This is a genomic window from Streptomyces luteogriseus (genome assembly GCF_014205055.1).
Taxonomy (GTDB): Bacteria; Actinomycetota; Actinomycetes; order Streptomycetales; family Streptomycetaceae; genus Streptomyces; species Streptomyces luteogriseus.
In genome coordinates this window covers 7575018-7601909 of the sequence record NZ_JACHMS010000001.1, presented here as the reverse complement: position 1 = coordinate 7601909, position 26892 = coordinate 7575018, and the positions used below count along the sequence as shown (strand labels likewise).

Annotated in this window: 27 protein-coding genes and 1 pseudogene; 12 read left to right on the top strand and 16 right to left on the bottom strand. The window is 72.0% G+C overall.

Annotated features, from left to right (window positions below):
• Positions 1-36: 36 nt before the first annotated feature.
• From BJ965_RS33800 to BJ965_RS33790, 3 genes are all read right to left on the bottom strand, one after another.
• Complete coding sequence (locus tag BJ965_RS33800; RefSeq protein WP_313667454.1) at positions 37-1512, bottom strand: cation:dicarboxylate symporter family transporter; 1476 nt, start codon at positions 1510-1512, stop codon at positions 37-39.
• 174 nt (positions 1513-1686) lie between these two features.
• On the bottom strand, positions 1687-3291 hold the full coding sequence (locus BJ965_RS33795; RefSeq protein WP_184914162.1) for a peptide-N4-asparagine amidase: 1605 nt from the start codon (positions 3289-3291) through the stop codon (positions 1687-1689).
• A 42-nt stretch (positions 3292-3333) separates the two neighbouring features.
• Positions 3334-4062 (bottom strand): L,D-transpeptidase family protein, encoded by a 729-nt coding sequence (locus BJ965_RS33790; protein ID WP_184914160.1) that lies wholly within the window; start codon positions 4060-4062, stop codon positions 3334-3336.
• A 190-nt stretch (positions 4063-4252) separates the two neighbouring features.
• On the opposite strand from BJ965_RS33790, the gene BJ965_RS33785 reads away from it, so the two are divergent.
• The 4 genes from BJ965_RS33785 (at position 4253) to BJ965_RS33770 (ending at position 8804) form a co-directional block, all read left to right on the top strand.
• Positions 4253-6058 (top strand): ABC transporter ATP-binding protein, encoded by a 1806-nt coding sequence (locus BJ965_RS33785; protein ID WP_184914158.1) that lies wholly within the window; start codon positions 4253-4255, stop codon positions 6056-6058.
• Positions 6055-7836 (top strand): ABC transporter ATP-binding protein, encoded by a 1782-nt coding sequence (locus BJ965_RS33780; RefSeq protein WP_184914156.1) that lies wholly within the window; start codon positions 6055-6057, stop codon positions 7834-7836. The genes BJ965_RS33785 and BJ965_RS33780 overlap by 4 nt, the downstream gene beginning before the upstream one ends.
• A 216-nt stretch (positions 7837-8052) precedes the next feature.
• Entirely contained in the window at positions 8053-8523 is a 471-nt protein-coding gene (locus BJ965_RS33775; RefSeq protein WP_030835227.1) for a DUF5709 domain-containing protein, read from the top strand.
• 35 nt (positions 8524-8558) lie between these two features.
• Entirely contained in the window at positions 8559-8804 is a 246-nt protein-coding gene (locus tag BJ965_RS33770; protein WP_184914154.1) for a type B 50S ribosomal protein L31, read from the top strand.
• Positions 8805-8910: 106 nt separating this feature from the next.
• Here BJ965_RS33770 and BJ965_RS33765 read toward each other — a convergent pair whose 3' ends face one another.
• Positions 8911-9705 (bottom strand): metal-dependent hydrolase, encoded by a 795-nt coding sequence (locus tag BJ965_RS33765; RefSeq protein WP_184914152.1) that lies wholly within the window; start codon positions 9703-9705, stop codon positions 8911-8913.
• 144 nt (positions 9706-9849) lie between these two features.
• On the opposite strand from BJ965_RS33765, the gene BJ965_RS33760 reads away from it, so the two are divergent.
• From BJ965_RS33760 to BJ965_RS33745, 4 genes are all read left to right on the top strand, one after another.
• Positions 9850-12363: a DEAD/DEAH box helicase gene (locus BJ965_RS33760; protein WP_184914150.1), complete on the top strand. Its 2514-nt coding sequence runs from the start codon at positions 9850-9852 to the stop codon at positions 12361-12363.
• A gap of 37 nt (positions 12364-12400) precedes the next feature.
• Positions 12401-13273, top strand: a complete 873-nt coding sequence (locus BJ965_RS33755) for an acyl-CoA thioesterase (RefSeq protein WP_030835238.1) — start codon at positions 12401-12403, stop codon at positions 13271-13273.
• Between the two features lie 72 nt (positions 13274-13345).
• Entirely contained in the window at positions 13346-14299 is a 954-nt protein-coding gene (locus BJ965_RS33750) for a DMT family transporter (RefSeq protein WP_246546120.1), read from the top strand.
• 13 nt (positions 14300-14312) lie between these two features.
• Positions 14313-14507: an SDR family NAD(P)-dependent oxidoreductase gene (locus BJ965_RS33745; RefSeq protein ID WP_246546118.1), complete on the top strand. Its 195-nt coding sequence runs from the start codon at positions 14313-14315 to the stop codon at positions 14505-14507.
• Between the two features lie 47 nt (positions 14508-14554).
• Here the strand turns inward: BJ965_RS33745 and BJ965_RS39640 are convergent.
• The 5 genes and pseudogenes from BJ965_RS39640 to BJ965_RS33720 form a co-directional block, all read right to left on the bottom strand.
• Positions 14555-14710: pseudogene (locus BJ965_RS39640) on the bottom strand (SDR family NAD(P)-dependent oxidoreductase); the annotation flags it as partial.
• Between the two features lie 96 nt (positions 14711-14806).
• Positions 14807-15592 (bottom strand): Fpg/Nei family DNA glycosylase, encoded by a 786-nt coding sequence (locus BJ965_RS33735; RefSeq protein WP_184914149.1) that lies wholly within the window; start codon positions 15590-15592, stop codon positions 14807-14809.
• A 10-nt stretch (positions 15593-15602) separates the two neighbouring features.
• Positions 15603-15974: a VOC family protein gene (locus BJ965_RS33730; RefSeq protein WP_184914147.1), complete on the bottom strand. Its 372-nt coding sequence runs from the start codon at positions 15972-15974 to the stop codon at positions 15603-15605.
• A gap of 98 nt (positions 15975-16072) precedes the next feature.
• Complete coding sequence (locus BJ965_RS33725; protein WP_184914145.1) at positions 16073-17038, bottom strand: DUF6397 family protein; 966 nt, start codon at positions 17036-17038, stop codon at positions 16073-16075.
• A gap of 125 nt (positions 17039-17163) precedes the next feature.
• A complete protein-coding gene (locus BJ965_RS33720; protein ID WP_142165302.1) occupies positions 17164-17577 on the bottom strand; it encodes a roadblock/LC7 domain-containing protein in 414 nt (137 codons plus the stop codon).
• A gap of 103 nt (positions 17578-17680) precedes the next feature.
• Between BJ965_RS33720 and BJ965_RS33715 the strand changes: the two genes are divergently transcribed.
• The gene (locus BJ965_RS33715) at positions 17681-18109 is read left to right on the top strand and encodes a PPOX class F420-dependent oxidoreductase (RefSeq protein WP_184914143.1); all 429 of its coding nucleotides are present in this window, start codon (positions 17681-17683) and stop codon (positions 18107-18109) included.
• Positions 18110-18132: 23 nt separating this feature from the next.
• Here BJ965_RS33715 and BJ965_RS33710 read toward each other — a convergent pair whose 3' ends face one another.
• The 5 genes from BJ965_RS33710 to BJ965_RS33690 form a co-directional block, all read right to left on the bottom strand.
• A complete protein-coding gene (locus BJ965_RS33710; protein ID WP_184914141.1) occupies positions 18133-18738 on the bottom strand; it encodes a GTP-binding protein in 606 nt (201 codons plus the stop codon).
• Between the two features lie 98 nt (positions 18739-18836).
• Positions 18837-19247, bottom strand: a complete 411-nt coding sequence (locus BJ965_RS33705) for a DUF742 domain-containing protein (RefSeq protein ID WP_030835258.1) — start codon at positions 19245-19247, stop codon at positions 18837-18839.
• Between the two features lie 22 nt (positions 19248-19269).
• Positions 19270-19707, bottom strand: a complete 438-nt coding sequence (locus tag BJ965_RS33700) for a roadblock/LC7 domain-containing protein (protein ID WP_184914138.1) — start codon at positions 19705-19707, stop codon at positions 19270-19272.
• Positions 19704-22283: a sensor histidine kinase gene (locus tag BJ965_RS33695; RefSeq protein WP_184914136.1), complete on the bottom strand. Its 2580-nt coding sequence runs from the start codon at positions 22281-22283 to the stop codon at positions 19704-19706. The genes BJ965_RS33700 and BJ965_RS33695 overlap by 4 nt, the downstream gene beginning before the upstream one ends.
• Before the next feature lie 104 nt (positions 22284-22387).
• The gene (locus BJ965_RS33690; RefSeq protein ID WP_184914134.1) at positions 22388-23161 is read right to left on the bottom strand and encodes an MHYT domain-containing protein; all 774 of its coding nucleotides are present in this window, start codon (positions 23159-23161) and stop codon (positions 22388-22390) included.
• Between the two features lie 233 nt (positions 23162-23394).
• On the opposite strand from BJ965_RS33690, the gene BJ965_RS33685 reads away from it, so the two are divergent.
• Positions 23395-23994: a class I SAM-dependent methyltransferase gene (locus BJ965_RS33685; RefSeq protein ID WP_184914132.1), complete on the top strand. Its 600-nt coding sequence runs from the start codon at positions 23395-23397 to the stop codon at positions 23992-23994.
• A 9-nt stretch (positions 23995-24003) separates the two neighbouring features.
• Here the strand turns inward: BJ965_RS33685 and BJ965_RS33680 are convergent, their stop codons facing one another.
• Positions 24004-24903: an oxygenase MpaB family protein gene (locus BJ965_RS33680; protein ID WP_184914130.1), complete on the bottom strand. Its 900-nt coding sequence runs from the start codon at positions 24901-24903 to the stop codon at positions 24004-24006.
• A gap of 99 nt (positions 24904-25002) precedes the next feature.
• On the opposite strand from BJ965_RS33680, the gene BJ965_RS33675 reads away from it, so the two are divergent.
• Both BJ965_RS33675 and BJ965_RS33670 read left to right on the top strand, forming a co-directional pair.
• Positions 25003-25299 carry a hypothetical protein gene (locus BJ965_RS33675; protein WP_184914128.1) on the top strand — a complete coding sequence of 99 codons (297 nt, stop codon included), beginning with the start codon at positions 25003-25005 and terminating at the stop codon, positions 25297-25299.
• Between the two features lie 135 nt (positions 25300-25434).
• Positions 25435-26307 (top strand): hypothetical protein, encoded by an 873-nt coding sequence (locus tag BJ965_RS33670; RefSeq protein ID WP_184914126.1) that lies wholly within the window; start codon positions 25435-25437, stop codon positions 26305-26307.
• Between the two features lie 186 nt (positions 26308-26493).
• Here BJ965_RS33670 and BJ965_RS33665 read toward each other — a convergent pair whose 3' ends face one another.
• A complete protein-coding gene (locus BJ965_RS33665; protein WP_102911672.1) occupies positions 26494-26676 on the bottom strand; it encodes a hypothetical protein in 183 nt (60 codons plus the stop codon).
• Positions 26677-26892: the final 216 nt, after the last annotated feature.

Genomic DNA, 26892 nt, shown 5'->3' with positions numbered 1-26892 from the left:
CGTCCTGAGCGGAGGCCGCGACCCGCTTGGTTCCGGTCAACCGGCTTCGGGAGCGGGCTCCTTGAGCTCTTGGCGCTCCTTGAGACCTTCGAACTCCTTGGGCTTCTGAGCCGGGATGCCCGGCACCGGCGCCTCGGTGCCGGTCTCGTCTCGGCGGTCCTTCTGGCCGCTGACGCCCTTCTCGCCGCTGACGTCCTTCTCGCCGTCGTCCGGCTGGGAGGTGTCCTCCCCGTCCAGAACCCGCTTCGCCCGGTCGATGTCCAGGGCCCCCTCCCAGCGGGACACCGCGAAGACGGCGACGCAGTTGCCGAGCAGGTTCGTGACGACGCGCATCGAGTCCATGATGCGGTCCACGCCGAGCAGCAGCGCGACCGCTCCGGCGGGGATCGCCCCCAGGGACGAGGCGGTCGCGGACAGGGCGAGGAACGCCGAACCGGGGATGCCCGCCATGCCCTTGCTGGTCAGCATCAGCACCAGGACGACGGTGATCTGCTGGCCGAGACTCAGATCCACCCCCACCGCCTGGGCGATGAACAGCGTGCCGATGGACAGATAGAGCGAGGCGCCGTCGAGGTTGAAGGAGTAGCCGGTGGGGAGTACCAGCCCCACGGCGTCGTCGCGGGCACCGGCCCGGCGCAGCTTCTGCATCACACGCGGCATGACCGACTCGGTGGACGCGGTGCCGAGCGCGAGCAGCATCTCCTCGCGGATGTACCGCAGGAACTTCCAGAGACTGAGGCCGGTCACCAGCTTCAGCGCTACGGACAGCAGCGCGACGAACAGCGCCGCGGCCACGTAGCAGAGCACGATGAGCTTGGCGTACGTCCGCATCACGCCCAGGCCGTAGTTGCCGACCAAGTGGGCCATGGCGCCGAACACCGCGAGCGGGGCCAGCCGCATGATGAAGCCGACGACCGCGAAGATGATGTCCTGGGCCTGCTCGATCGCGGGCAGGACCTTCGGCACCTTGGTGTGCCCGAGGTGCAGCAGGGCGGCGCCCACCAGGCAGGCCAGGATGAGGACTTGGAGCAGCTCGTTCTCGGCGAAGGCTCCGAGGAAGCTCTGCGGCAGCGCGTTCAGGACGAACTCGGTCGTCGTGGGCAGATGACCCCCGCCCGTGGTCTCCTGCACCGCCGCGGCGTCGAGCGAGGAGGGGTCGACGTTCATGCCCTTGCCGGGGCCGACGACGTTGGCGGCGACGAGACCGATGACCAGGGCGGCCGTCGAGGCGATCTCGAACCAGATCAGGGCCTTGACCCCGATCCGGCCGAACGCCTTCAGGTCACCGGCCTTGGCGATGCCGACGACGACCACGCAGAACACCAGGGGCGAGATCACGGTCTTGATGAGCCGGGTGAAACCGTCGCCGAGCGGCTGGAGAGCCGTGGCCGTGTCCGGCCACAGCTTTCCGACGACGATTCCGAGGATGAGCGCGCAGGTGACCTGCGCGAAAAGCGAGGTGCGTAGAGTGCGTGCGACGCGTCGCGTGGGGGACGGTACGGACGGGGGCACGAAGCCTCCTAGGGGGACGGGACGCACAGAAGCCGGAGGGGACTTCTGTGATGCGGAAAGCGGTTTCCGTTTCCGACACTCTGGAGGCTGTCTTGATCGCGCACAAGGCCGCAACGTTTCAGCCAAGTAAAAGTGTCATAAGTGACACACGCCACACGCGCCCCACCGCTCACCTCAGCATCGGCGGCGGTCCTCCGTGAGCACCCCCTGCACGGTGGTCAGGGTCCGGTCGTGGCAACCGCGTGAGCCGTACAGCCGGTAGCGCTCACTGGTGGTGCCGACCGCGTGGCGCTGGTCGCGTGGCACGTTCGCCGTGTACGTCGCGTCGCCCGTATAGGAGTTGTCGAGCCGTGACCACGCCGTGCGTCGCCCGCCGTTCGTGTCGACGACCGAGGCGCGGTCGCCGAGGGTCAGCACGGTGCGCAGGCGGTCGCCCGCACCGAGGGTGGTCGCACCGTCCATCGTGTAGGCGCGATGGGTCCGAGTGGCGCGCCCGCCGGCGGTCACCGACTCGTCGTCCGTCCAGCCGGCGTCGAGAGCGTCACGCGTCTCGGCGTCGGTCCAGCGGTGCGTGGACGTGTGGGCGAGCGAGCGGCTGACGGTGGTCCTCACGCGGCCGTGCGACGTGTCGACGTAGCCGCCGACGGTCAGCCGGTGGGCGCCCTCGGTGTCGACCCGGTGCTCCGGACCGGGCGTATACACGGACGAGTTGGAGAGGCCACCCTCCTTGTGCACGGTGAGCTTCCCGGTGACCCGTGCGCGCTGCTCGTCCTGCCAGACGAGGACGTTCACGGGCGTGCTCCAGCCGGTCTGCCCCTCGGGCACGCCGACGACCGAGACCTCGACGCGGTGCGGGCGCCCGTCGTTGAGGATCCCGGCGAAGGGAGAGAGGTCGTAGGTGATCGGCTTGATGTCGAGGGCGCGCGGGCCCGGGATCACATACCAGAGGAACGGGTTGGACCAGCCTCCGGTCCACACGGTCGGGAACGGGGCGGCGATGCCGGCGAGCCGGCCGTCCACGCTGATCCGCACCTCCCGGTAGGGGCCTTGACCGGCCTTGCAGGAGTACGGCGCCGGATCGGGCACCGTCAGGTACCAGTACTCCTCGCAGCCGCCGCCGGAGCCCGTCGCGTACACCTCGGCGACGATGCGCTCGCTGTTGCGCGGGGTGCTGAGGGCCGAGTCGCCGTCGAGGGTGAGGACCCGGTCGGGGCTCCCGCCGTCCGGGCGGCCCCGGTAGAACGTCAGCGTGGCCTTGACGTCGAGGACGCCCGTGTAGGTGTCGTCGACGACGTTCCCGATGAGCATCTCGACGTCCCGGCCCGTGCGGAAGGTGTCGCTGTAGCGCGTGACGTCCTTCTCCACGGACCACTCGATGCCGTCGGGTGAGGGCTGCGGCGTCGACGTCCGGAGGATCTCGACCCCGCCGACCCGGAGGTGGCCGAGCCGGTCGTACTGGCGCCCCTTGACCTTCCCGTCGAGCCGCAGCACCACCTTGCTCCAGCGGTCGCCGCAGCCCTCCGGGGGCGTGTACGTGCCGCGGTACGGGGTGAAGTCACGGAACTGCGCCCGGGCCAGGGTGACTTCGCAGGACTTTCCGGAGGGCCTTTCCACCGGTGGTGCGGCCGTGACCGGGTCGTGCCAGTCGGTGCCGAACTCGGCGGGGGCCCCGGCCGCCGGGGCCGGGACGTCGGCGGCCCCGGCGGGGCCGGTGCCGAGAAGGGTGCTCACCAGGAGGGTCGCCCCGGCGAGCATGGACATGACGATCCGTCTCTTCATGGGCGGTGTTCTACGGGGAGTCGGCCATCCGCGCAATGAGGACTAGGCCGCCAGGTCCGCCCTGTCCCCCATCACCACCACGGGACGCTGTCGCGGGTCGAGCGTGCGCAGGAGGTACCCCATCGCCTGCTCGGGCACGCTGACGCAGGCCGACGTGCCGCTGCCGTGGTCCATGTGCAGCCAGATCCCACCGCCCTTCTTCGCACCCTGGGGGCGGGTCGGGTCGTTCGGCGGGGTGCCCTTGACGCGGTTGTAGTCGATGGCGATGACGTAATCGAAGTCGTGCCAGTGCGACTTGGCCCACCAGCGCGGGGCGGCGAAGGCCGCGGAGCGCGTGTACGGCAGCCCGGAGCCCGGGTCCGGCAGCACACCGCCCGCGTCGCTGAGGGTGAACACGCCCACGGGGCTGCGGTCGTCGTCCTCGTGATGGTCGGTGGTCCAGCCCTTCTTGCCGTTGTGCCCGGCCCAGCCGCGCTCCCGCTGCCAGGTCGAGCCGTGCTTCGTGTACAGGACGACCGTGGAGTCGGCCGAGTCCTTCCCGTCGCCGTAGACCGCGACGACCTGACGGGAGCCGGACGGGATCCGCCGCTGGAGGCGGTCGCCGACGCCGGGGATGCGCGTCGCGGCGGCCGTGGCCGCGGGGGTGCGGGCCGCCCGGCCCGCGGCCTGTGTCGCCCCACTGTCCTCCGCGCCTCCGCAGGCGGACAGAGCCGTCAGGAGAGAGGCGAGGGCCGTCGTCGCGGCCACGGCTCGTCGTCCACCACTGTGCATCGCTCCATGGTCGCACCGCCTTCCGGGCGACGGCGGGCGGATGCCCGGAGAGCCGGTGGCTCAGGGCGGACGGCCGGTTCCGATCGGTGGGCGGAAAACCTGTTGCCCGCCACCTCGCGACAGGGCGAACCTGTCACGGTTTGCTGCCTTCGGCCGGACTCCACACCCTGACACGAGCCACTGGGACGTCATGCAGATTCAAGACCTTCCGTACCCCGACCCGGGCGTGCCGGACGCGCGTTCGGGGCCCCGATTCCTGTGGTGGCTCTTCCGCAATCAGCTGGGCGGTCAGCTCAAGTCGCTGGCCTGGGGGCTGTTGCACTTCGCCTCCGTCGCCGCCCTGCCGTTCTGCGTCGGGGTCGCCGTACAGGCCGTCGTCGACCGCTCCGGCACCGGGCTCGCCCTGGCGGGCGGCCTGCTGGCGCTGGCCTGCGTGGGCAACGCGGTCGGCGACACCTTCCTGCACCGCACCGCGATCACCAACTGGATCACGGCGGCCGCCCGCGTCCAGCAACTGCTCGCCCGCAAGGCCGCTCATCTGGGCTCGGCGCTGACCCGGCGCGTCGCGGCCGGTGAGGTGGTGGCGGTCTCGACCGGTGACGTGGAGAAGATCGGCTGGTTCGTCGAGGCCCTGTCCCGCTTCACCGCGGCTCTGGTCACGATCGTGCTGGTCTGCGCGGGCCTGCTCGTCTACCAGCCGGCGCTCGGCGTGGTCGTCGCCGTGGGGCTGCCCGCGCTGGCGCTCGCCGTGCTGCCGCTGCTGCCCCGCGCCACCCGGCGTGCCGACACCCAGCGCGAGAAGGCCGGACGCGCCACCGAACTCGCCTCGGACACCGTCGCCGGCCTGCGCGTGCTGCGCGGCATCGGCGGCGAGGAACTGTTCCTCGACCGCTACCGCAGCGCCTCCCAGGAGGTCCGCCACGCGGCCGTGCGCAGCGCCCGCATGTGGTCCCTGATCTCCGCGATCCAGGTCCTGCTGCCCGGGCTGCTGCTCATCGCCGTCGTCTGGTACGGCGTCCGGCTGGCGCACGAGGGCCGGATCACCGTCGGTGAACTGGTCACCGTCTACAGCTCGGTGATGGTCCTCACCTACCCGCTGCGGCACTTCGAGGAGATCGCCATGGCGTACTCCTTCTCCCGGCCCTCCGCCAAACGGGCCGCGGGAGTGCTGTCGCTGCAACGGCCCACCGACACCGCCGGATCGCGCGCGGCCGACGTGCCCTCCGGCGACCTGTACGACCCGCAGACCGGGCTGCTCGTGCCCGCCGGCCGGCTCACGGCGGTGGTGTGCGGCGACCCGGACGCGGCGGGCCTGCTGGCGGAACGGCTGGGCGGACACCCGTCCCAGGGGGGCGCCTCGGTGCTGCTGGGCGGGGTGCCGCTGGACGAACTGCCGCTGGACAGCGCCCGTACGGCCGTCCTCGTCCAGGACAAGGATCCGGTACTGCTGTCCGGCACACTGCGCGACCTGCTCGACGTACCCGCGTCGGGCGCCGTCCAGCCGGATCAGGCGCTGGCGGCCGCGCAGTGCGACGACGTGCTGGCGGCGCTGGTGCAGGGCTCAGTGGACGCCACCGACCCCATGGACGCCCGGATCACCGAGCGCGGCCGGTCTCTGTCCGGCGGTCAGCGCCAGCGGCTCGCGCTCGCCCGGTCACTGATCACGGACCCGGAGGCCCTCGTCCTGGACGAGCCGACCTCGGCCGTCGACTCGCACACCGAGGCCCGGATCGCGCGGGGTGTACGGGAGTTGCGCGAGGGGCGCACGACCGTGGTGTTCACCTCCTCGCCGCTGCTGCTGGACCGCGCCGACCGGGTGGTGTTCCTGCACGACGGCGAGGCCGTGGCGGTCGGCGCCCACCGCGAACTGCTGCGCACCGAGCCCCGCTACCGGGCGGTGGTCACCCGCGAGACGGACGACGAGGCCACGCTGAACGGCTCCGTCGCCCTGAACGACGTCCTGCACGAACTGGAAGAGATCGAGGAGAAGGCATGATCGGCGTCGCGCCACCGGCGTACGACCCGGCGGCCCCGACGACGGCGAACACCCTGCCCGTCGGCGCCCCCGAGACCGTCCGCGCCTACGTGGCCGAGCTGCTGCGCCGGCACCGGCGGGCGTTCCTGCTGCTGGTCGCCGTCAACACCGCCGCCGTGATCGCCTCGATGGCCGGTCCCTGGCTGCTGGGCGGACTGGTGGAGCGGGTGTCCGACGGGGCGCGGGACCTGCGGCTGGAACTGACCGCCGGGCTCTTCGTGGCCGCGCTGGCCGTCCAGGCCGTGTTCGTCCGGCAGGTACGACTGCGCGGCGCGATGCTGGGCGAGCGGATGCTGGCCGACCTGCGCGAGGACTTCCTCGTCCGGTCGGTCGGGCTGCCGCCCGGTGTGCTGGAGCGGGCCGGGACCGGCGATCTGCTGTCGCGCATCACGACGGACATCGACCGCCTCGGCAACGCCATGCGGGAGGCCGTGCCGCAGCTGTCGATCGGCGTGGTGTGGGTGGTCCTGCTCATGGGCGGGCTCGTGATCACGGCGCCGCCGCTGGCGCTCGCCGTGCTGCTCGCCCTGCCGCTGCTGATCGTCGGCTGCCGCTGGTACTTCCGGCGGGCGCCCTCGGCCTACCGTTCCGAGGCCGCCGGGTACGCCGCCGTGGCCGCCGCGCTCGCCGAGACAGTGGACGCCGGGCGCACCGTCGAGGCCCACCGCCTGGGCGAGCGCCGCGTCGGGCTGTCCGAGCAGCGGATCCGGGAGTGGACGGCCTGGGAGCGGTACACGCTCTGGCTGCGGTCGGTGCTCTTCCCGGTCATCAACACCACCCACGTGACCGTGCTCGCCTCGGTCCTGATGATCGGCGGGGTGTTCGCCCTGCACGGGTGGATCGACGTCGGCCAGCTGACCACCGGCGCGCTGATCGCCCAGATGCTGGTCGACCCGGTGGGCATGATCCTGCGCTGGTACGACGAGCTGCAGGTGGCTCAGGTGTCGCTGGCCCGGCTCGTCGGGGTCCGGGACATCGAGCCGGACGCCGGGGATCCGTCGGTGGCCCCCGAGGGACGCCATGTGCACGCCGACCGGGTGCACTTCGGCTACCTGGAGGGCGTGGACGTCCTGCGCAAGGTGTCCCTGGAGGTCTCCCCCGGCACCCGGCTGGCCCTGGTCGGCCCCTCGGGCGCGGGGAAGTCCACACTGGGCCGACTGCTCGCGGGGATCTACGCGCCCCGGGACGGCCGGATCACCCTGGGCAGCGCCGAGCTGTCCCGGATGCCCGCCGAACGCGTCCGCTCGCATGTGGCCCTCGTCAACCAGGAGCATCACGTCTTCGTGGGCTCCCTGCGTGACAACCTGCGGCTCGCGCGGACCGGTGCCGTGGACGCCGAGCTGTGGGCGGCGCTGGGCGCGGTCGACGCGGACGGCTGGGCCCGTGCACTGGAGGAGGGCCTGGACACCGAGGTCGGCTCGGGCGGGCTGGCGCTCACCCCGGCCCAGGCCCAGCAGATCGCGCTGGCCCGCCTGGTGCTGGCCGACCCGCACACGCTGGTCCTCGACGAGGCGACGTCCCTGCTGGACCCGCGCGCCGCCCGCAACCTGGAACGGTCCCTGGCCCGGGTCCTGGACGGCCGCACGGTCGTCGCCATCGCCCACCGGCTGCACACGGCCCACGACGCGGACGTCATCGCCGTCGTCGAGAGCGGCCGCATCAGCGAGCTGGGCAGCCACGACGAGCTGGTCGCGGCGGACGGCGCGTACGCGGCGCTGTGGAGGTCGTGGCACGGCTGAGCACTTCGCCGTACGAGACGGCCGCCCGCCTCTCGGGGAGGGGCGGCCGTGTCCTTGGCGTTGCGCGGTCCCGAGCCGGGGTGGAAGGCTGGAATCAGGCACCGGCTCGGGGGACGCCCGGGAAGCAGTGGTTCGGGCGGCGTCCGTGCTCCGTGCGGCGGCGGCCCGGAGCGGGTCCCGTGAGAACGGGCTCGTCCCACCCCCCTGGAGGTACCCGTGAACAGCTCCGACGGCTGGGGAGACGACGTCTACCAGCCGGACCAAGACGAGCAGAGGGAGGACACGGGGCTGCTCGACGCCGAGGACACCCTGGAGAACGACGGCGTCGACGATCCCCTGGACCGGGGCTGGTCCCCTCCCGAACGGCCCTGGGCCGTCGAGCACCTCGGTGTGACGGCCGCCGAGCGGCAGCGGGGCGAGACGCTGGACCAGCGGCTCTCCGAGGAGCTGCCGGACGCCGCCGTCCCGGACGGTGACGGCCTCGGGGACTGCGCGGGCTCCGACGGGGAACTCCTGGACAACGAGGTCGGCGCCGCGCGCTCCGGCCGGCTCGTGGCACCCGACGAGGGCGCCCACGAGGACGAGGAGGAGGCGCTGGTCGCCATGGACGTGGGCATCGACGGCGCTGCTGCGTCGGCCGAGGAGGCCGCCGTGCACATCGTCGACGAGGACACCCTGTCCGGCTGATCGCAAGCCCGTCCCGAGCCGCTCGAGGAGCACCCATGCAGCAGGAGAAGCACCCCGACTACCACCCCGTCGTCTTCCGCGACCGCGCCGCCGGGTACGCGTTCCTCACCCGGTCCACCGCGACCAGCGAGCAGACCATCGAATGGGACGACGGCGAGACCTACCCGGTCGTGGACGTGGAGATCTCCTCCGAGAGCCACCCCTTCTACACGGGCAAGGCCCGCACGGTGGACTCGGAAGGCAGGGTCGCCGCCTTCGAGCGGCGCTACGGCGGCGGCTGAGGCCTACGGGGCGGAGGTCCTGGAGGTTGAGGTCCTGGGGGCTGAGGTGCTAGGGGCTGAGGTGCTGGGGGCGGGGCTCCTAGAGAGTGCGGCGGGGCTCCTGGGGTCAGATGACGTTGAGCGCCGCCGCGCAGCCCACCCCGCCCAGCAGCATGAACACCGGCATCAGCACCTTGAGCTCGACCCAGCTGCCCGCCCGGAACCGCATGACCTTCGGCGGCCCGATCGGGTACCAGCGCTTGCGCCCGACCGGGATGGGCCACAGGATCGGGCAGCCGGACACGGTGAGCGCGTCCCCGACGTCGTGCACGAGCGCGCCCAGCACGACCGGCAGCCCCAGCCACAGGTACTCCTGGCCCGGCGCCGTGAACAGCCAGTCCGCGCCGTTGCCCGGCTTGTCCAGGACGCCCGCGAGGATCCACGCGGTGGTCGCGGCCAGCAGCCACACCAGGACCTCGCTGCTGGAGCCGCGCGTCGCCCGCCAGAGCAGGCCCTCGATGGCCAGGACCATGTGCACGAAGAGGACCGCCAGCACGCCCCAGCGGTCACTGGTGATCGCCACGACCGAGGTGCCCGCACCGATCAGGACCGCCCACAGCCAGGTGTGCGTCAGCGTGCGGTGCCCGCCGGAGCGACGCGGGTCGCCCTGCTTCTTCGTCGACTTGTAGACGGCGTAGGACAGCTTGTCGACGATCTCGCACAGCCAGCGCGACAGCGGTCCGAAGGACCGGGAGATGGTGGCCGCCTTGTGGTCGAGGTCCGGCGCGAGGGCGGCTCCGGCGCAGATCAGGGCACCGACGAGGAGGACCGGCCAGGGCATCGGGTGCCCGGCCGCCGCTGCGGCCGCGCCGACGCCCAGCCAGGCGGCGGCTCCCGACAGTGAGTGTGCTGGTCCCATCATGGCGCTGCCCGCCCCGTTCCTCGTGTGCCGCTGTCCAGTTGACCGGGCGCGCTGACGTCCCGTCGGCGGCCCAGCGTAGCGTTCGTGATCTTCGGGCCCACAGCCGATTCCCGCATCGGGCATCGGGCCAGGCAAGATGGGGGCGTGACCCTCATCGATCAGCTGCCGCGGACCCCCGACCCCGATGCCTTGTACGAAGCCTTCGAGTCGTGGGCCGGCGAGCGGGGTCTCACGCTCTACCCCCATCAGGAGGAGGCGCTGATCGAGGTGGTCTCCGGCGCGAACGTGATCGTGTCGACGCCCACCGGCTCCGGCAAGAGCATGATCGCGGCGGGCGCGCACTTCGCCGCGCTGGCCCGGGACGAGGTCACCTTCTACACCGCCCCGATCAAGGCGCTGGTGTCGGAGAAGTTCTTCGAACTGTGCAAGATCTTCGGCACCGAGAACGTCGGCATGCTCACCGGCGACGCGTCCGTCAACGCCGACGCCCCCGTCATCTGCTGCACCGCCGAGGTGCTCGCCTCGATCGCACTGCGCGACGGCAGGCACGCGGACGTCGGCCAGGTCGTGATGGACGAGTTCCACTTCTACGCCGAGGGCGACCGCGGCTGGGCCTGGCAGATCCCGATCCTGGAACTGCCGCAGGCGCAGTTCGTGCTGATGTCGGCGACGCTCGGCGACGTCTCCTTCTTCGAGAAGGACCTCACCCGCCGCACGGGCCGCCCGACCGCGGTGGTCCGCTCGGCGACCCGCCCGGTCCCGCTGTCCTACGAGTACCGCTACACCCCGCTCACCGAGACGCTCACCGATCTGCTCTCCGCCCGGCAGGCACCCGTCTACATCGTGCACTTCACGCAGGCGCAGGCCGTGGAGCGGGCGCAGGCGCTGATGAGCATCAACATGTGCTCGAAGGAGGAGAAGGAGCAGATCGCCGAGCTGATCGGCAACTTCCGGTTCACCACCAAGTTCGGCCGCAACCTCTCCCGTTACGTCCGGCACGGCATCGGTGTGCACCACGCCGGCATGCTGCCCAAGTACCGCCGCCTGGTGGAGAAGCTCGCGCAGGCCGGTCTGCTGAAGGTCATCTGCGGCACGGACACCCTCGGCGTCGGCGTCAACGTCCCCATCCGCACGGTGCTGTTCACCGCCCTCACCAAGTACGACGGCACCCGCGTACGCACCCTGCGGGCCCGGGAGTTCCACCAGATCGCGGGCCGGGCCGGGCGGGCCGGTTACGACACGGAGGGCTTCGTCGTCGCGCAGGCGCCGGAGCACGTCGTCGAGAACGAGAAGGCCCTCGCCAAGGCGGGCGACGACCCGAAGAAGCGCCGCAAGGTCGTCCGCAAGAAGGCCCCGGAGGGCTTCGTCGCGTGGTCGGAGCAGACCTTCGAGAAGCTCATCGGCTCCGAGCCGGAGCCGCTGACCTCCCGGTTCCGGGTCACGCACACCATGCTGCTGTCGGTGATCGCCCGCCCCGGCAACGCCTTCGAGGCGATGCGCCGCATGCTGGAGGACAACCACGAGCCGCGCAAGCAGCAGTTGCGGCACATCCGCCGGGCCATCGCGATCTACCGTTCGCTGCTGGACGGCGGCATCGTCGAGAAGCTCGACCAGCCGGACGCCGAGGGGCGCATCGTCCGCCTCACGGTCGACCTCCAGCAGGACTTCGCGCTCAACCAGCCGCTGTCCACCTTCGCGCTCGCCGCGTTCGAACTGCTCGACCCCGAGTCGCCGTCGTACGCCCTCGACATGGTGTCCGTGGTCGAGTCGACGCTGGACGACCCGCGGCAGATCCTCGCCGCCCAGCAGAACAAGGCGCGCGGCGAGGCCGTCGCCCAGATGAAGGCGGACGGGGTCGAGTACGAGGAGCGTATGGAGCGACTCCAGGACATCACCTACCCCAAGCCCCTGGAGGAGCTGCTCTTCCACGCGTACAACACGTACCGCAAGAGCCACCCCTGGGTCGGAGACCATCCGCTGTCGCCGAAGTCGGTCATCCGCGACATGTACGAACGGGCGATGTCCTTCACCGAGTTGGTGTCGCACTACGAGCTGGCCCGCACCGAGGGCATCGTGCTGCGCTACCTGGCCAGCGCCTTCAAGGCCCTCGACCACACCGTCCCCGACGACCTCAAGTCCGAGGACCTTCAGGACCTGATCGCCTGGCTGGGCGAGATGGTGCGCCAGGTCGACTCCAGCCTGCTGGACGAGTGGGAGCAGTTGGCCAACCCGGCGGAGATGACCGCCGAGGAGGCCCAGGAGAAGGCCGACGAGGTCAAGCCGGTCACCGCCAACGCGCGTGCCTTCCGTGTCCTGGTCCGCAACGCCATGTTCCGCCGCGTGGAGCTGGCCGCTCTCGACCAGGTCGGTGAGCTGGGCGAGATGGACGGGGAGTCCGGCTGGGACGCGGACGCGTGGGGCGAGGCGATGGACAAGTACTGGGACGAGTACGAGGATCTCGGCACCGGACCCGACGCCCGCGGCCCCAAGCTGCTGCTCATCGAGGAGGAGCCGGAGAACGCCCTGTGGCGGGTCCGGCAGATCTTCCACGACCCGAACGGCGACCACGACTGGGGCATCAGCGCGGAGGTCGACCTCACGGCCTCGGACGCGGAGGGCCGCGCGATCGTCCGTGTGACCGACGTCGGCCAGCTGTGACGGGCCGGGCAGCAGCGAGCACAGGAGAATCCCACCCATGACGACGAACCCGGCCGAGAGGCTCGTCGATCTGCTCGACCTGGAGCAGATCGAGGTCAACATCTTCCGCGGGCGCAGCCCGCAGGAGTCCCTGCAGCGGGTCTTCGGCGGGCAGGTGGCGGGGCAGGCGCTGGTCGCCGCGGGCCGCACCACGGAGGGCGACCGCCCGGTGCACTCGCTGCACGCGTACTTCCTGCGTCCGGGCCGGCCGGGCGTGCCGATCGTCTACCAGGTCGAGCATGTGCGCGACGGGCGGTCGTTCACCACCCGCCGGGTCACCGCCGTGCAGCAGGGCCGCACGATCTTCAACCTCACCGCCTCCTTCCACAAGCCGGAGGAGGGCAGCTTCGAGCACCAGCTGCCGCCGGCCCGCGAGGTCCCCGACCCGGAGTCCCTGCCCACCGTCACGGACGAGATCCGGGAGCACTTGGGCGCACTGCCCGAGCAGCTGGAACGCATGGCCCGGCGCCAGCCCTTCGACATCCGCTACGTGGACCGGCTGCGCTGGACCGCCGCGGAGGTCGAGGACGCCGAGCCGCGCAGCGCGGTGTGGATGCGCGCGGTCGGGCCGCTCGGCGACGACCCGCTCGTGCACACCTGCGCCCTCACCTACGCCAGCGACATGACCCTCCTGGACGCCGTACGCATCCCGGTCGAACCGCTGTGGGGCCCGCGCGGCTTCGACCTGGCGTCGCTGGACCACGCGATGTGGTTCCACCGCCCGTTCCGCGCGGACGACTGGCTCCTCTACGACCAGGAGTCGCCGATCGCGGTCGGGGGCCGCGGCCTGGCCCGGGGGCGGATCTACGACCGTGAGGGCCGGCTGGTCGTGTCCGTGGTGCAGGAAGGGCTCTTCCGCAAGCTGGGCTGACCCGGCCCTCCACCGTTCGGAACCCCGCGCACGCCGGGGTTCCGATCGCGCCGCCGACCGGATCCGGCGACCATGGCAGGAGCAGGCACCGCCGACGTCACACGCCCGCCGATCCGGGAGGTGGCAACGCTGCACACCGTGTTCCCCGTCGTGTTCGCGATCTGCGCCGCCTTCAGCAACGCCGTCGCGACCGTGCTGCAACGCAAGGCGGCGCTCACCGTGCCCGCCTCCCAGGGTTTGCGGGCCGGGCTGATCGCCGATCTGCTGCGCCGGCCCGTGTGGCTGGCCGGGATCCTCGCGGTGATCGGCGCCGCCGTCTGCCAGGCGCTGGCGCTGGCCACCGGCCCGCTGACGATCGTGCAGCCGCTGTTCGTCCTTGAGCTGCCGCTCACGCTCGTCGTCGCGTCGCTGCTGATGCACCGGCATCTGCCGGGCAAGGGCTGGCTGGCCGTGACGGTGGTGGTGGCCGGTCTCGCGGTCGCGCTCGCCGCCGCCTCCCCCGCCGGCAACCGTACCCATGTGGCGCTGGACCGCTGGATTCCCGCGCTCGCCGTGTGCGCGGGGGCGGTCATCGCTCTCGCTGTCGCCGCCCTCCGGCGCCCGGAGGGCCGGGCCCGGGCGGCCTGCCTGGGCGCCGCGACAGCGATCAGCTACGCGGTGACCGCGGCACTGATGAAGGCCGCCATGCACATCCTCGACGAACAGGGCCTCGTGGGCTTCCTCACCGCCTGGCAGACCTACGCCTTCGCCGCCACGGGCGTGGGCGCGCTGTTCCTGCTGGAGAACGCCATGCAGGCCGGTCCGCTGGTCGCCTCGCAGCCCGCGCTCACCCTCGGCGACGCTCTGGTGAGCCTCGCGCTGGGCATCACCCTGTACGAGGAGACCATCCGCACCGGGTGGTGGCTGCTGCCGCAGCTGTTCGGCGTCGCGCTGATCGCCGCGGGGGTGTTCGCGCTGGCCCGGATTCCGTTCACGCAGTCGCTGGTGGCTCCGGACGAGGAACGCGAGACCGCGGCGGCACCCTGAGCGAAGGAGGCCCATGATGGGACGCCTCAGCGAACGGTTGGCGATCGTCACCGGTGGGGCCGGAAGCATCGGCAGCGCGGTGGCTACTGCTTTCGCGGCCGATGGTGCCCGCGTCGCGATCGCCGACATCCAGGATGCCGACGGAACCGACCTCGCCGCCGGCCTCGGCGGCCGAAGCCGTTTCCAGCACGCGCCGATACCGGCGTAGGCGGTCAGCCCCGACAGAGAGGACATGTTGACGATGACGCCATCCCCGGCCCGGCGCAGCGACGGTGCCACCGCGCGCATGCCCAGCCAGGCACCTGTGAGGTTGACGTCGACGACCCGGCGGAACGACGCGGGGCTCTGCTCCTTCGTCGTGCCCCAGTCCATGAAGCCCGCGATGTTGGCCAGAACCGAGACCGGCCCCAAGTCCCGCTCCGTGCCGGCCGGCGCCCGCTGCCAGTCGTCCTCGCGGGTGACGTCCAGGTCCTCTGACCTGCACTGCCTCGCACCGCCCTGCCCCGGTCACCCGTCGGGCTGGCACTGCGGGCACCACACCGTGCCCCGCCCGCCCATCCGCGACCTGCGCAGCCCGGTGTCGCACCGCGGACACCTCGGGTCCTGGTCGTCCCGGTGACCGGTGAGCCAGGAGTCACGCGGCGGTACGCAGCCGGCGGCGACGGACGAGCGCAAGCTGCGTCGCATTTCGTCGTACAGCCGGCGACGGTCATCCCGGGTCAGGTCGCTTGCCCCGCGGTCGGGGCGCAGCCGGGCCCGCCACAGGATCTCGTCGGCGAGCAGATTGCCGAGACCGGCGAGAGCGGACTGGTCGGTGAGGGCTGTCTTGAGATGCCCCCGGCGCGACGACAGCACCTCCTCGAACTCCGCACGGCCCACCGCCAGGGCATCGGGCCCCTGCCGCCGCAGCAGCCCCTCGACGTCGGACTCGTCGTGTGCCAGCCAGAGTCCCTGCAGTTTGCGCTGGTCACGGAAGCGCCACTGGCGGCCGCGGCCCAGGGTGAACAGGACGCGGTCATGGGCTTCGACCGGGTCCTCGGCATGCCCGCAGACGAGGCGCCCGGTCATGCCGAAGTGCAGGACGAGGGTGGGGCCGCCGGTGCGGGCGAGCAGCCACTTGCCGTGCCGCGCCGGTGTGCCGAACCGCCGCCCCTCCAGCGCGTCCCGCAGCCGCCGGGCATCGACGCCGTGCAGGACGCCCGCATCCCGCACGTCGACGCGCCGGATGACGCGTCCCTTCGCGCAGGACTCGAGCACCCGCCTGAAACCCTCGACGTCGGGGAGTTCGGGCACGACCGACGAGTCAGCTTTCCTGGAGGACGGACAGCACGTTCCCCGCAGGGTCGGTGAACCAGGCGATCAGCGGGCCGCCGCCACGGAAGATGCCCTTGTCGTCCGTCTTGAGGTGGTCGTAGCGCTCGAAAGGCACCCCTCTTTTCGCCAGCTCGTCGACCGCGGCCTCGATGTCGTCGACCGGGAAGTTGAGGACGGTGAACGTCGCCGGGGTGTGGTCCGGCTTGGGGTAGACGAGGGTGTCCCGGTCACCCGCGATGTGCAGGATCAGCATCCCGTTCTCCTCCGACACCCGGAGCCCCAGTGTGTCGGCGTAGAACGCCTTCGCCGCGTCGATGTCGTTCACGGAGAAGCCGCTGAACGCCTTCGTCGTACCGAACATATCGCCTCCTTGTGCCAGTCTCCTCAGGGGCGGACCCGGGCGCATCCGGAAGCTCATCGGTCAGCGGGCCGGCCGGCCGTGATGCGATACGACCGAGGTCATCCGGCCGGCCGCCGATGCTTCGGGCGGAGCCGGCTCAGCAGGCCGTGGCGAGGGGTGGGGCACGTGGGCGCGGACCGGTCTGCCGCCGGAGCCGGGGGTGGCGCCAGCGGATCCGGCCCAGCCGAGGGTGCCGGGGGTGGCGCGAGCGGATCCGGCCCAGCCGAGGGTTCCGGGGAGAGTGCGTCCGCCACGGGGTGGTGCCGTCGGGCCGTTTCCATCGTGTGGGCCAGGTCCGCGCGGAACCAGGCCACTTCGTCCGGCTCGCTCGCCGTCATCAGCGTCTCGGCCAGCTCGGCGCCGGGTGAACCGGGGGCGCCGTGCGCCGGGAGCCGGGGGCGGCAGCGGGCCAGGCGGGTGCGCTCGCAGGGGTCGCGTACGACGTCCGCCACGTCTGCCGGGTCGAGGAGGCAGGCGACCGCCGCCGCACGCGCCCAAGGGTCGTCCCCCGCCTGACGCGTCAGAAATCCGATGTGCCGCCCACGCCAGTTGCGGGGCCGCCGGTCCATTCCGGCTTTCAGCGCGTCGCGGATCTCCGGGGGAGTGCGGCGGGCGGTCAACAGCCGGGCGTGGCACCTCTCGGCAGCGAACTGCCTCAGCTCCTCGGCCAGATACAGCCAGACGACCGCACGGTAGCGGTTGAGGTAGAACTTCACCGGGATCAGCAGGCCATAGCGCGCGAGGCTCGTGAACCTGGTGGGCGCCACCTCCATGAGCTTGGCGCCTTCAGTGGTGCCGACGGTCGCGACGCGGTCTCGCAGCACGTCCGGGAAGCCGTCTCCGGAACGCAGGCGGTCGATCTCCGCCAGGGCCACACGAGGCCCTCCGCCGCCTTCGTCGGGCACAGTTCGGATGAGCCCCAGGTGCACTGCGAGATCGAACTCACCCCGTTTGAGGCCCAGTTCGCGGACGGCCCGGCTCGGGGCGCAGGTAAGGCGGTCGGACGTCGTGCCGGTGTGCGACATGGTCGGTCTCCCCCGTGGAGTCGGCGGCTCACGCCGTGTGCGGTCGCCGTGGAAAAACCGTAGCCGCTGCGGCGGATCTCGTGGCGAGCCTGTGGATAACTCCGCGGGGGTGACGAACGTGCAGGTCAGAGGTCCGTGATCGGTTTTGGCTCGGGCTGGCGCGCATCCACGTCGAGGTGCTCGCCGACCCGGTTGACCAGCAATGTCATCTCGTAGGCGATCTGGCCTATGTCCGCCTCCGCGCCGCTGAGGACGCACAGACAACTTCCCGTTCCGGCGGCGGTGACGAAGAGCACCGCGTCGTCGAACTCGATCATCGTCTGGCGTACGCTGCCCGCGCCGAAGTGCCGTCCCGAGCCCTTGGCCAGGCTGTGCAGCCCGGATGACACAGCCGCGAGGTGCTCCGCGTCCTCGCGGCGCAGTCCGGTGCTCGCGCCGGTCACCAGGCCGTCGTTGGACAGGACCAGTGCGTGCCGCACTTCGTGGACGCGCTCGGTCAGGTCGTCCAGCAGCCAGTCGAGTCCCTGGTTCTGCACCATCTTCCGTTCTCCCCGTTTTCTCCCCGTGCGATTACCCTCCTGGCCGGAGGATCTCCACTCAGCCTTCCCCACGACCGCGGCCGGGGCAAGGAGGATGGGAGCCATGGCAGAGAAGATGACCGACGCGCAATGGCGGGAGTTCGTCTCCCATGGCACCCGTACCGCAAAGCTCTCCACGGTCCGGGCTGACGGCAGCCCGCATGTGGCTCCGATCTGGTTCCTGCTGGACGGGGACGAGGTGGTGTTCAACACCGGCAAGGAAACCGTGAAGGGGCGCAACATCGTCCGGGACGGCCGGATCGCCCTGTGCGTGGACGACGACCGGCCGCCGTACTCCTTCGTGGTGCTGCAGGGCCGCGCCCGTGTCTCGGAGGACCTGGACGAGGTGCGGCACTGGGCCACCCGGATCGGCGCCCGGTACATGGGCGAGGAGCGAGCCGAGGAGTTCGGCGCGCGCAACGGCGTCCCCGGCGAACTCCTCGTCCGTGTACCGGTCGACAAGGTGCTGGCGCAGCGGGACGTCGCGAACTGACCACCGCACAGCCGTGTCTCCGGTCAGCCGACCGAGTCGAGCAGCCGGGCGGTGTGCATCCGCCCGGCGTACTCGACGAGCCGGATCAGCACCTCCTTGCCGGAGTCGCGGTCGCGGGCGTCGCACAGCACGACGGGCGTGCCCCTGTCGAGGTCGAGGGCGCGCGAGACGTCCGACGCGCCGTGCCGCCGGGCTCCCGCGAAGCAGTTGACGGCAACGACGAACGGGATGCGCCGGTGCTCGAAGTAGTCGACCGCGGGGAAGCAGTCCTCCAGGCGGCGGGTGTCCGCGAGGACGACCGCGCCGAGAGCCCCCTGGGACAACTCGTCCCACAGGAACCAGAACCGGTCCTGGCCCGGCGTCCCGAACAGGTACAGGGAGAGACCGGAGCGGATGGTGATGCGTCCGAAGTCCATGGCGACCGTCGTGGTGGTCTTGTGGTCCACACCGTCGGTGTCGTCCACCGACTGGCCTGCTTCACTGAGGAGCTCCTCGGTGCGCAGCGGCCGGATCTCGCTGACGGCGCCCACCAGGGTGGTCTTGCCCACGCCGAATCCGCCGGCGACCAGGATCTTCAGCGCCAGTGCGGCGGTGTCGCCGTCCGGGGCGTCGGAGTGCTCGGAGACCATTGATCACTTCTCTCAGGAGTGCCGGGTGTCGGACGTGGGTGGGTGGTGCGGTACGGAGTCGGTGCCTGCCGTCGGGTGTTCAGCCGGTGGGCCGCGGGCTACAGCGCTCTCAGGCCCTCGATCACCTCGCGCAGGATGCGTTCGTCAGGCAGTTGCGCCGGTGGTACGGGTCGGCTGACGGTGACGCAGCCGAGTTCCAGCAGGTCGCCGAGGAGGACCCTGACCACACCGACGGGCAGGTCCGCACCGGCGGCGAGTTCGGCGACCGACTGGGTCTCCGGGCGGCACAGGTCGAGGAGGTTGCGGTGCTCCGGACCGAGCGGGGCGTCGTCCACGTCGGGGGCGCCGGGGTCCAGCGTGACCAGGGCGATCAGGTCGAACCGTACGCCGGTGGGGCCGGGCCGGGTGCGTCCGCCCGTCATGGCATAGGGGCGGACGAGCGGGCCGGCCTCGCTGTCGTACCATTGGCTGCCCTGCTCGTACGGGATGTCCGTCATGTCCTCGGTCATCTGCGCGGACCGTTCTCCCGGTTCATCCGGCGGCGGGTGGCTGCGCGGCCACCCGGGGTGCCGTGCCGAGATGCTCGCCGACACGTTTGACCAGGCGCGCCATCTCGTAGGCCACGAGGCCGATGTCGGCGGTGACGGCGGTGAGGAGGGCGAGGCAGGAACCGTCGCCCGCGGCGGCCACGAAAAGGAAGCCCTCGTCCATCTCCACCATGGTCTGGCGGACCCCGCCGGCGCCGAAGTGCCGGCCCGCACCCTTGGCGAGGCTGTTGAAGCCCGAGGCGACCGCGGCGAGGTGCTCGGCGTCCTCGCGGCGCAGTCCGGTCGATGCCCCCACGGCGAGGCCGTCGTTGGACAGCACCACGGCGTGCCGGATGTCGTTCACGCGGAGCACCAGATCGTCCAGCAGCCAGTCGAGTTCGCCGGAGCGCCGGCCGGACTGGGTGCTTGGGTCCTGGATCATGCGGGGTCTCCTTCGCTGCTGTCGCTGCCGGTCGCGGGGCCGGGGGTGGTGTCGCGGCCTGGTCCCCTGCCGCCGCCGCGCGCCCAGCCGTCGCGGTAGGCGGCCATGCGGTCCCGGACGAGTTCGGGGGTGCGCTCGTCGTCCCCGGGGGCGGGTGCCGTCGGCTGCTCCTCGGGGCGTTTCTCGCGCAGCTGGGGAGCGAGGCTGGCCTGCCGCACGCGTCGCGGGAGGTCGTCGGAGTCTTCGGGCTGCTGCGGTGGGCGGTGCAGTCGCAAGGTGGCGACTCCTGGGGGTGGGGTCTGGCTCGGGGCCTCCAGGTGACGCGGACTGTCCGCGAGGCGCGAGGTCTCCGAGTGGCGCGAGGGCTCGGTCTCCGCGGCGGCCGACGGCACGGGCACCACAAGGGCGCGCCGGTCGGCCTGGGCCGGGACCGCGTCCTGGAAGTGGCTGTCGTCGGGCACGCGCGCGTAGGCGCGTTCCTCCGGAGACCGCACGGGTTCCGCCGCCTCCGGGGATCGTGCGGCCGCCCCGGTGTGGAGCAGGGCGGTGGGCAGCAGCACGACCGCGGTGGTGCCGCCGTACGGGGACGTCCGCAGGTGGACCTTGACGTCGTGCCGGGCGGCGAGCCTGCTGACCACGAAGAGGCCGAGCCGGTCGCTGTCGAACAGGTCGAGCGCCTCGGACTGGGCGATGCGGCGGTTGGCCTCGGCGAGGGTCTCCTTGCCCATGCCGAGACCGCGGTCTTCGACCTCGACGGCGTAGCCGTTGCCGACGGGTTCGCCGGTGACGCGCACGCGCGTGTGGGGCGGGGAGAACTGGGCGGCGTTCTCGATGATCTCGGCCAGCAGATGCGTGAGGTCGGCGACGGCCGCGCCGACGACGGCTGCCTCGGGGAGTTGCCGTACCTCCACGCGCGCGTAGTCCTCCACTTCGGAGACGGCCGCGCGGACCACGTTCGTCAGGGAGACCGGCATGCGCCAGGCCCGGCCGGGGGCCGCCCCGGAGAGGATGATCAGGCTCTCGGCGTGGCGCCGCATACGGGTGGTGAGGTGGTCGAGGCGGAAGAGGTCGCTCAGCTCGTTCGGGTCGTCGGAGCGGCGTTCCATGCTGTCCAGGAGGGCCAGCTGGCGGTGGACGAGGATCTGGCTGCGGCGGGCGAGGTTGACGAAGACGCCGGAGATGCCGCTGGCGAGTTCGGCGCGTTCGACGGCGGCCCGCAGCGCGGCGCGGTGCACGGTGGTGAGCGCCTCGGCGACCTGCCCGGTCTCGTCCTCTGCGGGCACTCCCGGTGGGGCCTCGGCGCGGATGTCGATCTCTTCGCCCGCGCGCAGTTTCCGCATGGCGTCGGGGAGTTTGCGGCGGGCGATCTCCAGGGCGCTGTTGCGCAGGCTGATCAACTCCACCACGAGGCCGCGTCCGATGCGGACGGAGATGACGAGCGAGGCGGCGACGGCGGCGAGGCCGAGCAGGACGGCGGCGCCGGCCGGGGTGAGCAGTCCCCGGGTGAACGGGTCGGCCCGCTCCGCGACTGCGCGTGCCGCGTCGTCCTCGATGGTGCGCATGCCGTTCTGCACGCGCGCGTACGGCGTGTTCCAGGTGCTGTCGGGTGCCGCTTCGACCGCCTTCGCGCCCGGCCCGCGGGCCAGTACGCCGTCCTCGACGTCGCCGAGGCCGGTGTAGGCGCTGCCCGCGGCGAGAGTGTTCCATGCGGAGCGTTCGGTGCCGCTCAGGTCCGCGACGGCCGAATCGGTGAGCGTGCGGCGCAGATCGACGGCGCCGGTGAAGAGCCGGAGCCGCTCCCCCGTCAGGGCGCCGTCCAGGCGGGCACTCGCCAGCACCGCGTCCTCCTGGGCCAGCGCCTCGCCCGCGCGGGCGAATTCGAGCAGCACGCGCGCGTCGGAGCCGAGGTCGGCGTCCCGGATGCCGGTGAGTGCCCCTTCGACCTCGAACGCGGCCGAAATGGTCCCGGTGTAGCGGTCGTACGTCTCGGCCCAGCCCGTGCGCCCGCCCTGCACCGCGGTGCGCAGCGGCCGCAGTTGCCCCGCGCCGGAGACGAACGCCTTCAGCCGCTGGGCGACTCCGGAGGGCAGTTCTCCGCTGTCGGCGACGGTGGTGCCGTTGCCGAGGCGTAGTTTCGCGACGGCCCGGTCGGTGCGCCGGGCGAGTTCGTCCAGTTCGCCGGTGCGGACGGCGGACGGGTCGGTGGCGTGGCGTACCGCGGCCGCGCGTTCGGCCTGGAGGGCGGCGACGGCGGCGGAGACGGGGGCGCGGACCATGACGTCGACGCGCTGGACCTGGCGCAGCCGGGAGATGTCCTGGGCGGTGGTGACCGTGGCGTAGCCCCACAGGGCCAGGAGGGAGACGACCGGCACCATCAGCAGGCAGACGATCTTGGCGCGCACGGTGCGGGGGCGTATGTGCCACCGCTCCGGGCGCGGAGGTGCCTCTTCCGGCGCGGCGTCCGAGGGCGCGCCGGGGCCCTCGTCGGCCGGTGGACCGGCGTGCGCGCGGCGACCGCGTACGGGTGAGGGCGGCGCGTCGGCGCCGGCTGTGGGGGTCCTACGGGGTGTTCGCATGGACTCCTCGCTCGGGAGTGGTTCGGGGCGTACGGGCCGGGGCCCTGGCCGGAGCGGCCCTCGTGACGCATCGGCCCGCGGAGGCCCGGCGAGCGTCTGCCCGGCTATGGGGCGATGCTCTGAACCTGCCGCTGGGCCGAGGCGGATGCCGCGCGCTCCCCCGCCGTCGGTGACAGGGCGACGAAGGCAGAGGTCAGGAAGAGATAGGAACCGAGGCCGACGGCGAGGGGGAAGATGAACTGCATCGCCGTCGCCCCGGTCAGGGCCTCCCCGGAGGGCGCCACGCGCACGGCCACCGCGAACATCCCGGTGTAGTGCATGCTGCTGACGGCCGCGCCCATGATCAGGGAAGCGATGGTGACCGCCACGGGGGACTTGATGTGGAGGGCCGCCCACAGGGCCGCCGTCGCGGCGACGACGGCGATCAGGACGGAGAGTCCGACGAGCAGCGGGTCGTAGGTCACGTCGCCGTGCAGCCGGACGGCCGCCATGCCCAGGTAGTGCATGCTCGCGACGCCGAGGCCGGTGGTGAGCCCGCCGACGAGGAGGGCCCGGCCGCGGTCCTCGCCGTAACCGACGGCGAAGACACCGGCGCAGACGACGACCATGGCGACGAGCAGGCTCAGGAGGGTGAGCGGCACGTCGTAGCGGATGTCGGTGCCGGTGACGCCGAAACCGAGCATGGCAACGAAGTGCATGGTCCAGATGCCGGTGCCGATGGCCGAGGCGGCGGTGACGAGCCAGTTGCGGCGCGAGCGCCCGGTGGTGGCGAGTGCTCGGACGGTGCAGCGCAGACCGAGCGCGGCGCCTATGCAGGCCATCACGTACGACAGTGCGGGGGTCAGCCACCCCAAGGCTGCGTGGTCCAGGTGTCCCATGGCCCCGGGACGCTAGACCCGGCAGGAGCGCGCGAAGGGGGCGCAGTTCGAAAGGTGTTGGAATATGACCCAAGGAGGTACCGGAACGATCGGGTCACGCTCGAACGTGTGCGCTGAGATGTCATCCGCGCCTGCGGAGCGCCACGTCCGAGCCTGCGGAGCGCCATCCACTCCCGTGGAGCGTCATCCGTGGGGGGCGGCGTCATCCGTACCGGTGAGGAATCATGCGGTACATGAGCGACGAGCAGACGCGTGTTCAGGAGTTCTTCACAGCCCGCGCCGCCGACTGGGACAGCCGGTTCCCGGACGACGGTCCTGCCTACGCGGCCGCGGTCGCCGAGCTCGGGCTACGGACGGGCGACCGGGTGCTCGACGCGGGGTGCGGCACAGGGCGCGCCCTGCCGCCGCTGCGAGCCGCCGTGGGAGCCTCGGGGGTGGTCCTCGGGGTGGACCTGACGCCGGCCATGCTGCGGGAGGCCGTACGGGCCGGCCGGGACCACGACGGGCAGTTGCTGCTCACGGACGTCGCCGCGCTGCCCCTGCGCTCGCGGTCACTGGACGCCGTGTTCGGGGCGGGCCTCATCTCGCACCTCGGGAACCCGGCCGAGAACCTGCGGGAGCTGGCCCGCGTGGTGCGCCCGGGCGGGGTGCTGGCGCTGTTCCACCCGATCGGCAGGGCGGCTCTCGCGGCTCGCCACGGTCGCCCGCTCACCCCGGAGGACCTGCGTGCCGAACCCAACCTGCGTCCGCTCCTGGCCGGTTCCGGGTGGCGCCTGACGTCGTACGTCGACGAGGACTCCCGCTTCCTGGCGCTCGCCGTGCGCGAGGGGTGATCCGCCGCGTCACCCGGCCTCCGCGTCCGGCGCCGCGTGCCGCACGGGGCAGCCCCCAAGGCCCGGCACCGGGCGGGTGCCCAGGTCGGCGATCCGGTAGCCGTACGGGTAGCTCTTGATCTCCCGGTTCTGGCGGGCGAAGTGCGGGGCGCTCCGGGGCGGCAGCAGGCGGACGGCGCGCCCCCGGAGCCGGACGGCGCGGCGCACCCAAGCGCGCGTGGTGGCACTCGGCGGGCTGTACCGGAAGGCGCGCAGCAGGGAGTCGTCGAGCAGCGCGAGGGTCGTGGCGCGCAGCAGGGGTGCGAGCGGGCCGGGGTACCAGGAGGCCATCAGGTCGAGTGTGGCGTCCGAGACGCGCCGGGCGTCCTCGTCCCAGGCGAAGTGGGCGGCCTCGTAGGAGTCGAGGCTGGTCTCGAACTCCTCGTAGGTCTCGGGGATGTCCTTGATGCCCATGTGCCGGCCCAGGGTGCGGTAGTGGACGACGCCGGCGACGGTCTCGTGGCGTGACAGCCTGCGCCAGCCGTAGGCGTCGATCCATCGTTTCGGCATCACGACGAACGTGCAGAGCACGTAGCGCATGTCGTCGTCGCCGATGTCGTAGCTGCGGTGCATCTGGTTGATGCGGCGGATCGCGGTCCGGCCCAGGTCGCTGCCGAAGCCGTGCTCGACGACGGTGTCCAGGAGCAGCGAGGTGTCGTCGTAGCGCTTCTGCGACCGGTCCGTGAGCTCCGCCGTGCGCGCGAGCAGCCGGCCGATAGCGGGGACGGCGAAGGTGCGGTACAGGGCCAGCTCCAGGGCGCGTGTGAAGTCCCAGGGGAATTCGTACGCCACGCTGAGCCGGTAGATCTCTGTAGCCTGTTCGTACGGGTCCATCCGGCGGATCTGTTCGAGCCGCGAAAAGCGCTTCACCGTGCCGTCCCCCTTCTGTCACAGGTTCTCCAACTCTACGTTGGTGACCAGGAGATGAAGGACCGGGCGCGGCAGGAGCACAGGGGGAAGGTGGTCAGCATGTGGGGCAGGTTCCGCAAAGCCGGGGGAAGGGTCGCCGATGTCCTGCGCATGGAGCCGAAGGCCGACGGGGAGAAGCGTCCGCACAACCTCTTCGAGGCCGCGGCGACCTATGTGACGGCCGGCGCGGAGGACGACCGGGAGCGGGCCGACGAGGCGGCCGGCTGGGTGTCGCCGGAGGCGCTGTCGTTCGGCGTGAACGAGCTGGCCTGCCGGGCCGTGATCGCGCTGGCCCGTGAGCGCGGCGAGTCGCCGGAGACCGTGGCCCGCGCGTTGCTGGGGCTGCCGGCGGCGTGATGTGCGCGGGCCGGACGGCCGATTCGCCCCGTCCGCCGGAAAACTGCAGCTCCGCGTGCGCATCCGAGGCCGTGACAAGGGGCTTCCGGGCGCACTAGGGTGCGCGCCGGTGGACGAACCGATGGGGAGGCTGGGATGGCCGGGACGGACGAGGAAGCCGTCGCCGCCGCGGACGATGCGCTCTATGTGCTCACGGCGGTGCTGCTGACGCCGGCGAAGTTCCCGAGCGTGCTGGGCGACGACTACCCCGCGGCATGCGCGGCGCTCGGCCTCGCGCCGCTGGCCGACGGGTACGGGCTGGTGCTCGGCCAGGACGGCGAGGGCGCCCGGTGGACGGTGGCCATCGACGACGTCTCCCTGGTGGCCGTCGCCATCGCGTCCTGGGACTGCGGCATGGAGTACGACCTGTCGCCCGACGAGCGCACGGTCGTCGCGGCCCTGCCCGGCTGGCCCCTCGCGGTCGCCGTCGCGGCCCCCGGGGTGCCCGCGCCGCACGATCCGGGTCCGGAGGCGGACGACCGGCCGCCGCTTACTCCGCCGGACACCAGTGTCTGGGGACCGGCGCAGCGGCGCCTGGGCGCGGACGAGATCGCACTGCAGTGGGCGGTGTGGCGGCAGCAGGTCGACGACGCGCAGTTCCCGACTCCCGCGCCCTCCGGGGCACCGGTCGCCGGGGGCGGGCCGGACGGCGAACAGGACCGCGAGCCGGACGGGAGCGAGGAGACAGGGCAGAAGGGGGGCCGCGGCGGCATCCGGCGTGTCCTCGCCGAGGTCCGCACGTACATCGACTCGCCGCCGCCGCTGGGCCGGGTCCGGTCGTCCTTCGCGCCGGGTGACGCCCGGACCTTGCGGGCCGACGGTCCGGGCTGGTCGCTCGTCGCCAGGACCGACGACATCGCCTTCGTGTTGCTCGACGAGGAACCCGGCGAGGTCCTGCCGGTGGGCCGGGGGCCGGAACTGCCGGGCCTTCTCGATGCGCTGGACAAGATCGCCGTACGGCCGAACTGAGCCGGTCGCGCCGGGCCGGGCCGATTCAGCCGGGCCTGGCCGACACGGCCGGGCTGGGCCAATGCAGCCGGGCCTGGCCGACGCGGCCGGGTTCAGTCGATCGGGCCGCCTTGAGCCGGTGCAGCCATGTCGAGCCGGTTCGGCCCGGCCGCCGCCGTACGTCTGAGGCCGCGCCGGGTCAATGCCTCAGCGGCCGAGCTCCTTGCGCGTGGCGCGGCGCAGCCTGCGCCGCTGGGATGGATCCAGCGTGAGATACGCGGCGGCCGGGACCCCCAGGATGATCAGGAGCGATGCCCACCAGGGCAGCCAGATCAGCAGGATGAGCCCGACCGCCACACCACCCACGGCGATCTTGGCGTTCTTCGACATGACTGTCGCCTCCTTCGCGGCCACTGCCGCTCTCTGTCTCGAAAACGGACCCGCGTCCGCGGCGGTTCCGGACCGCGCCCCTGAGACATCCCTGAGGTGCGACCCCGACGCACCCCCGAGACTTCCATGGTGACCCAGCTCACAGCCCAGCCATACCCATGCGCACCGGAAGTGCTGTACTCTCGGCGACTCCGTGCCCACTAGTCAAATTTGAGG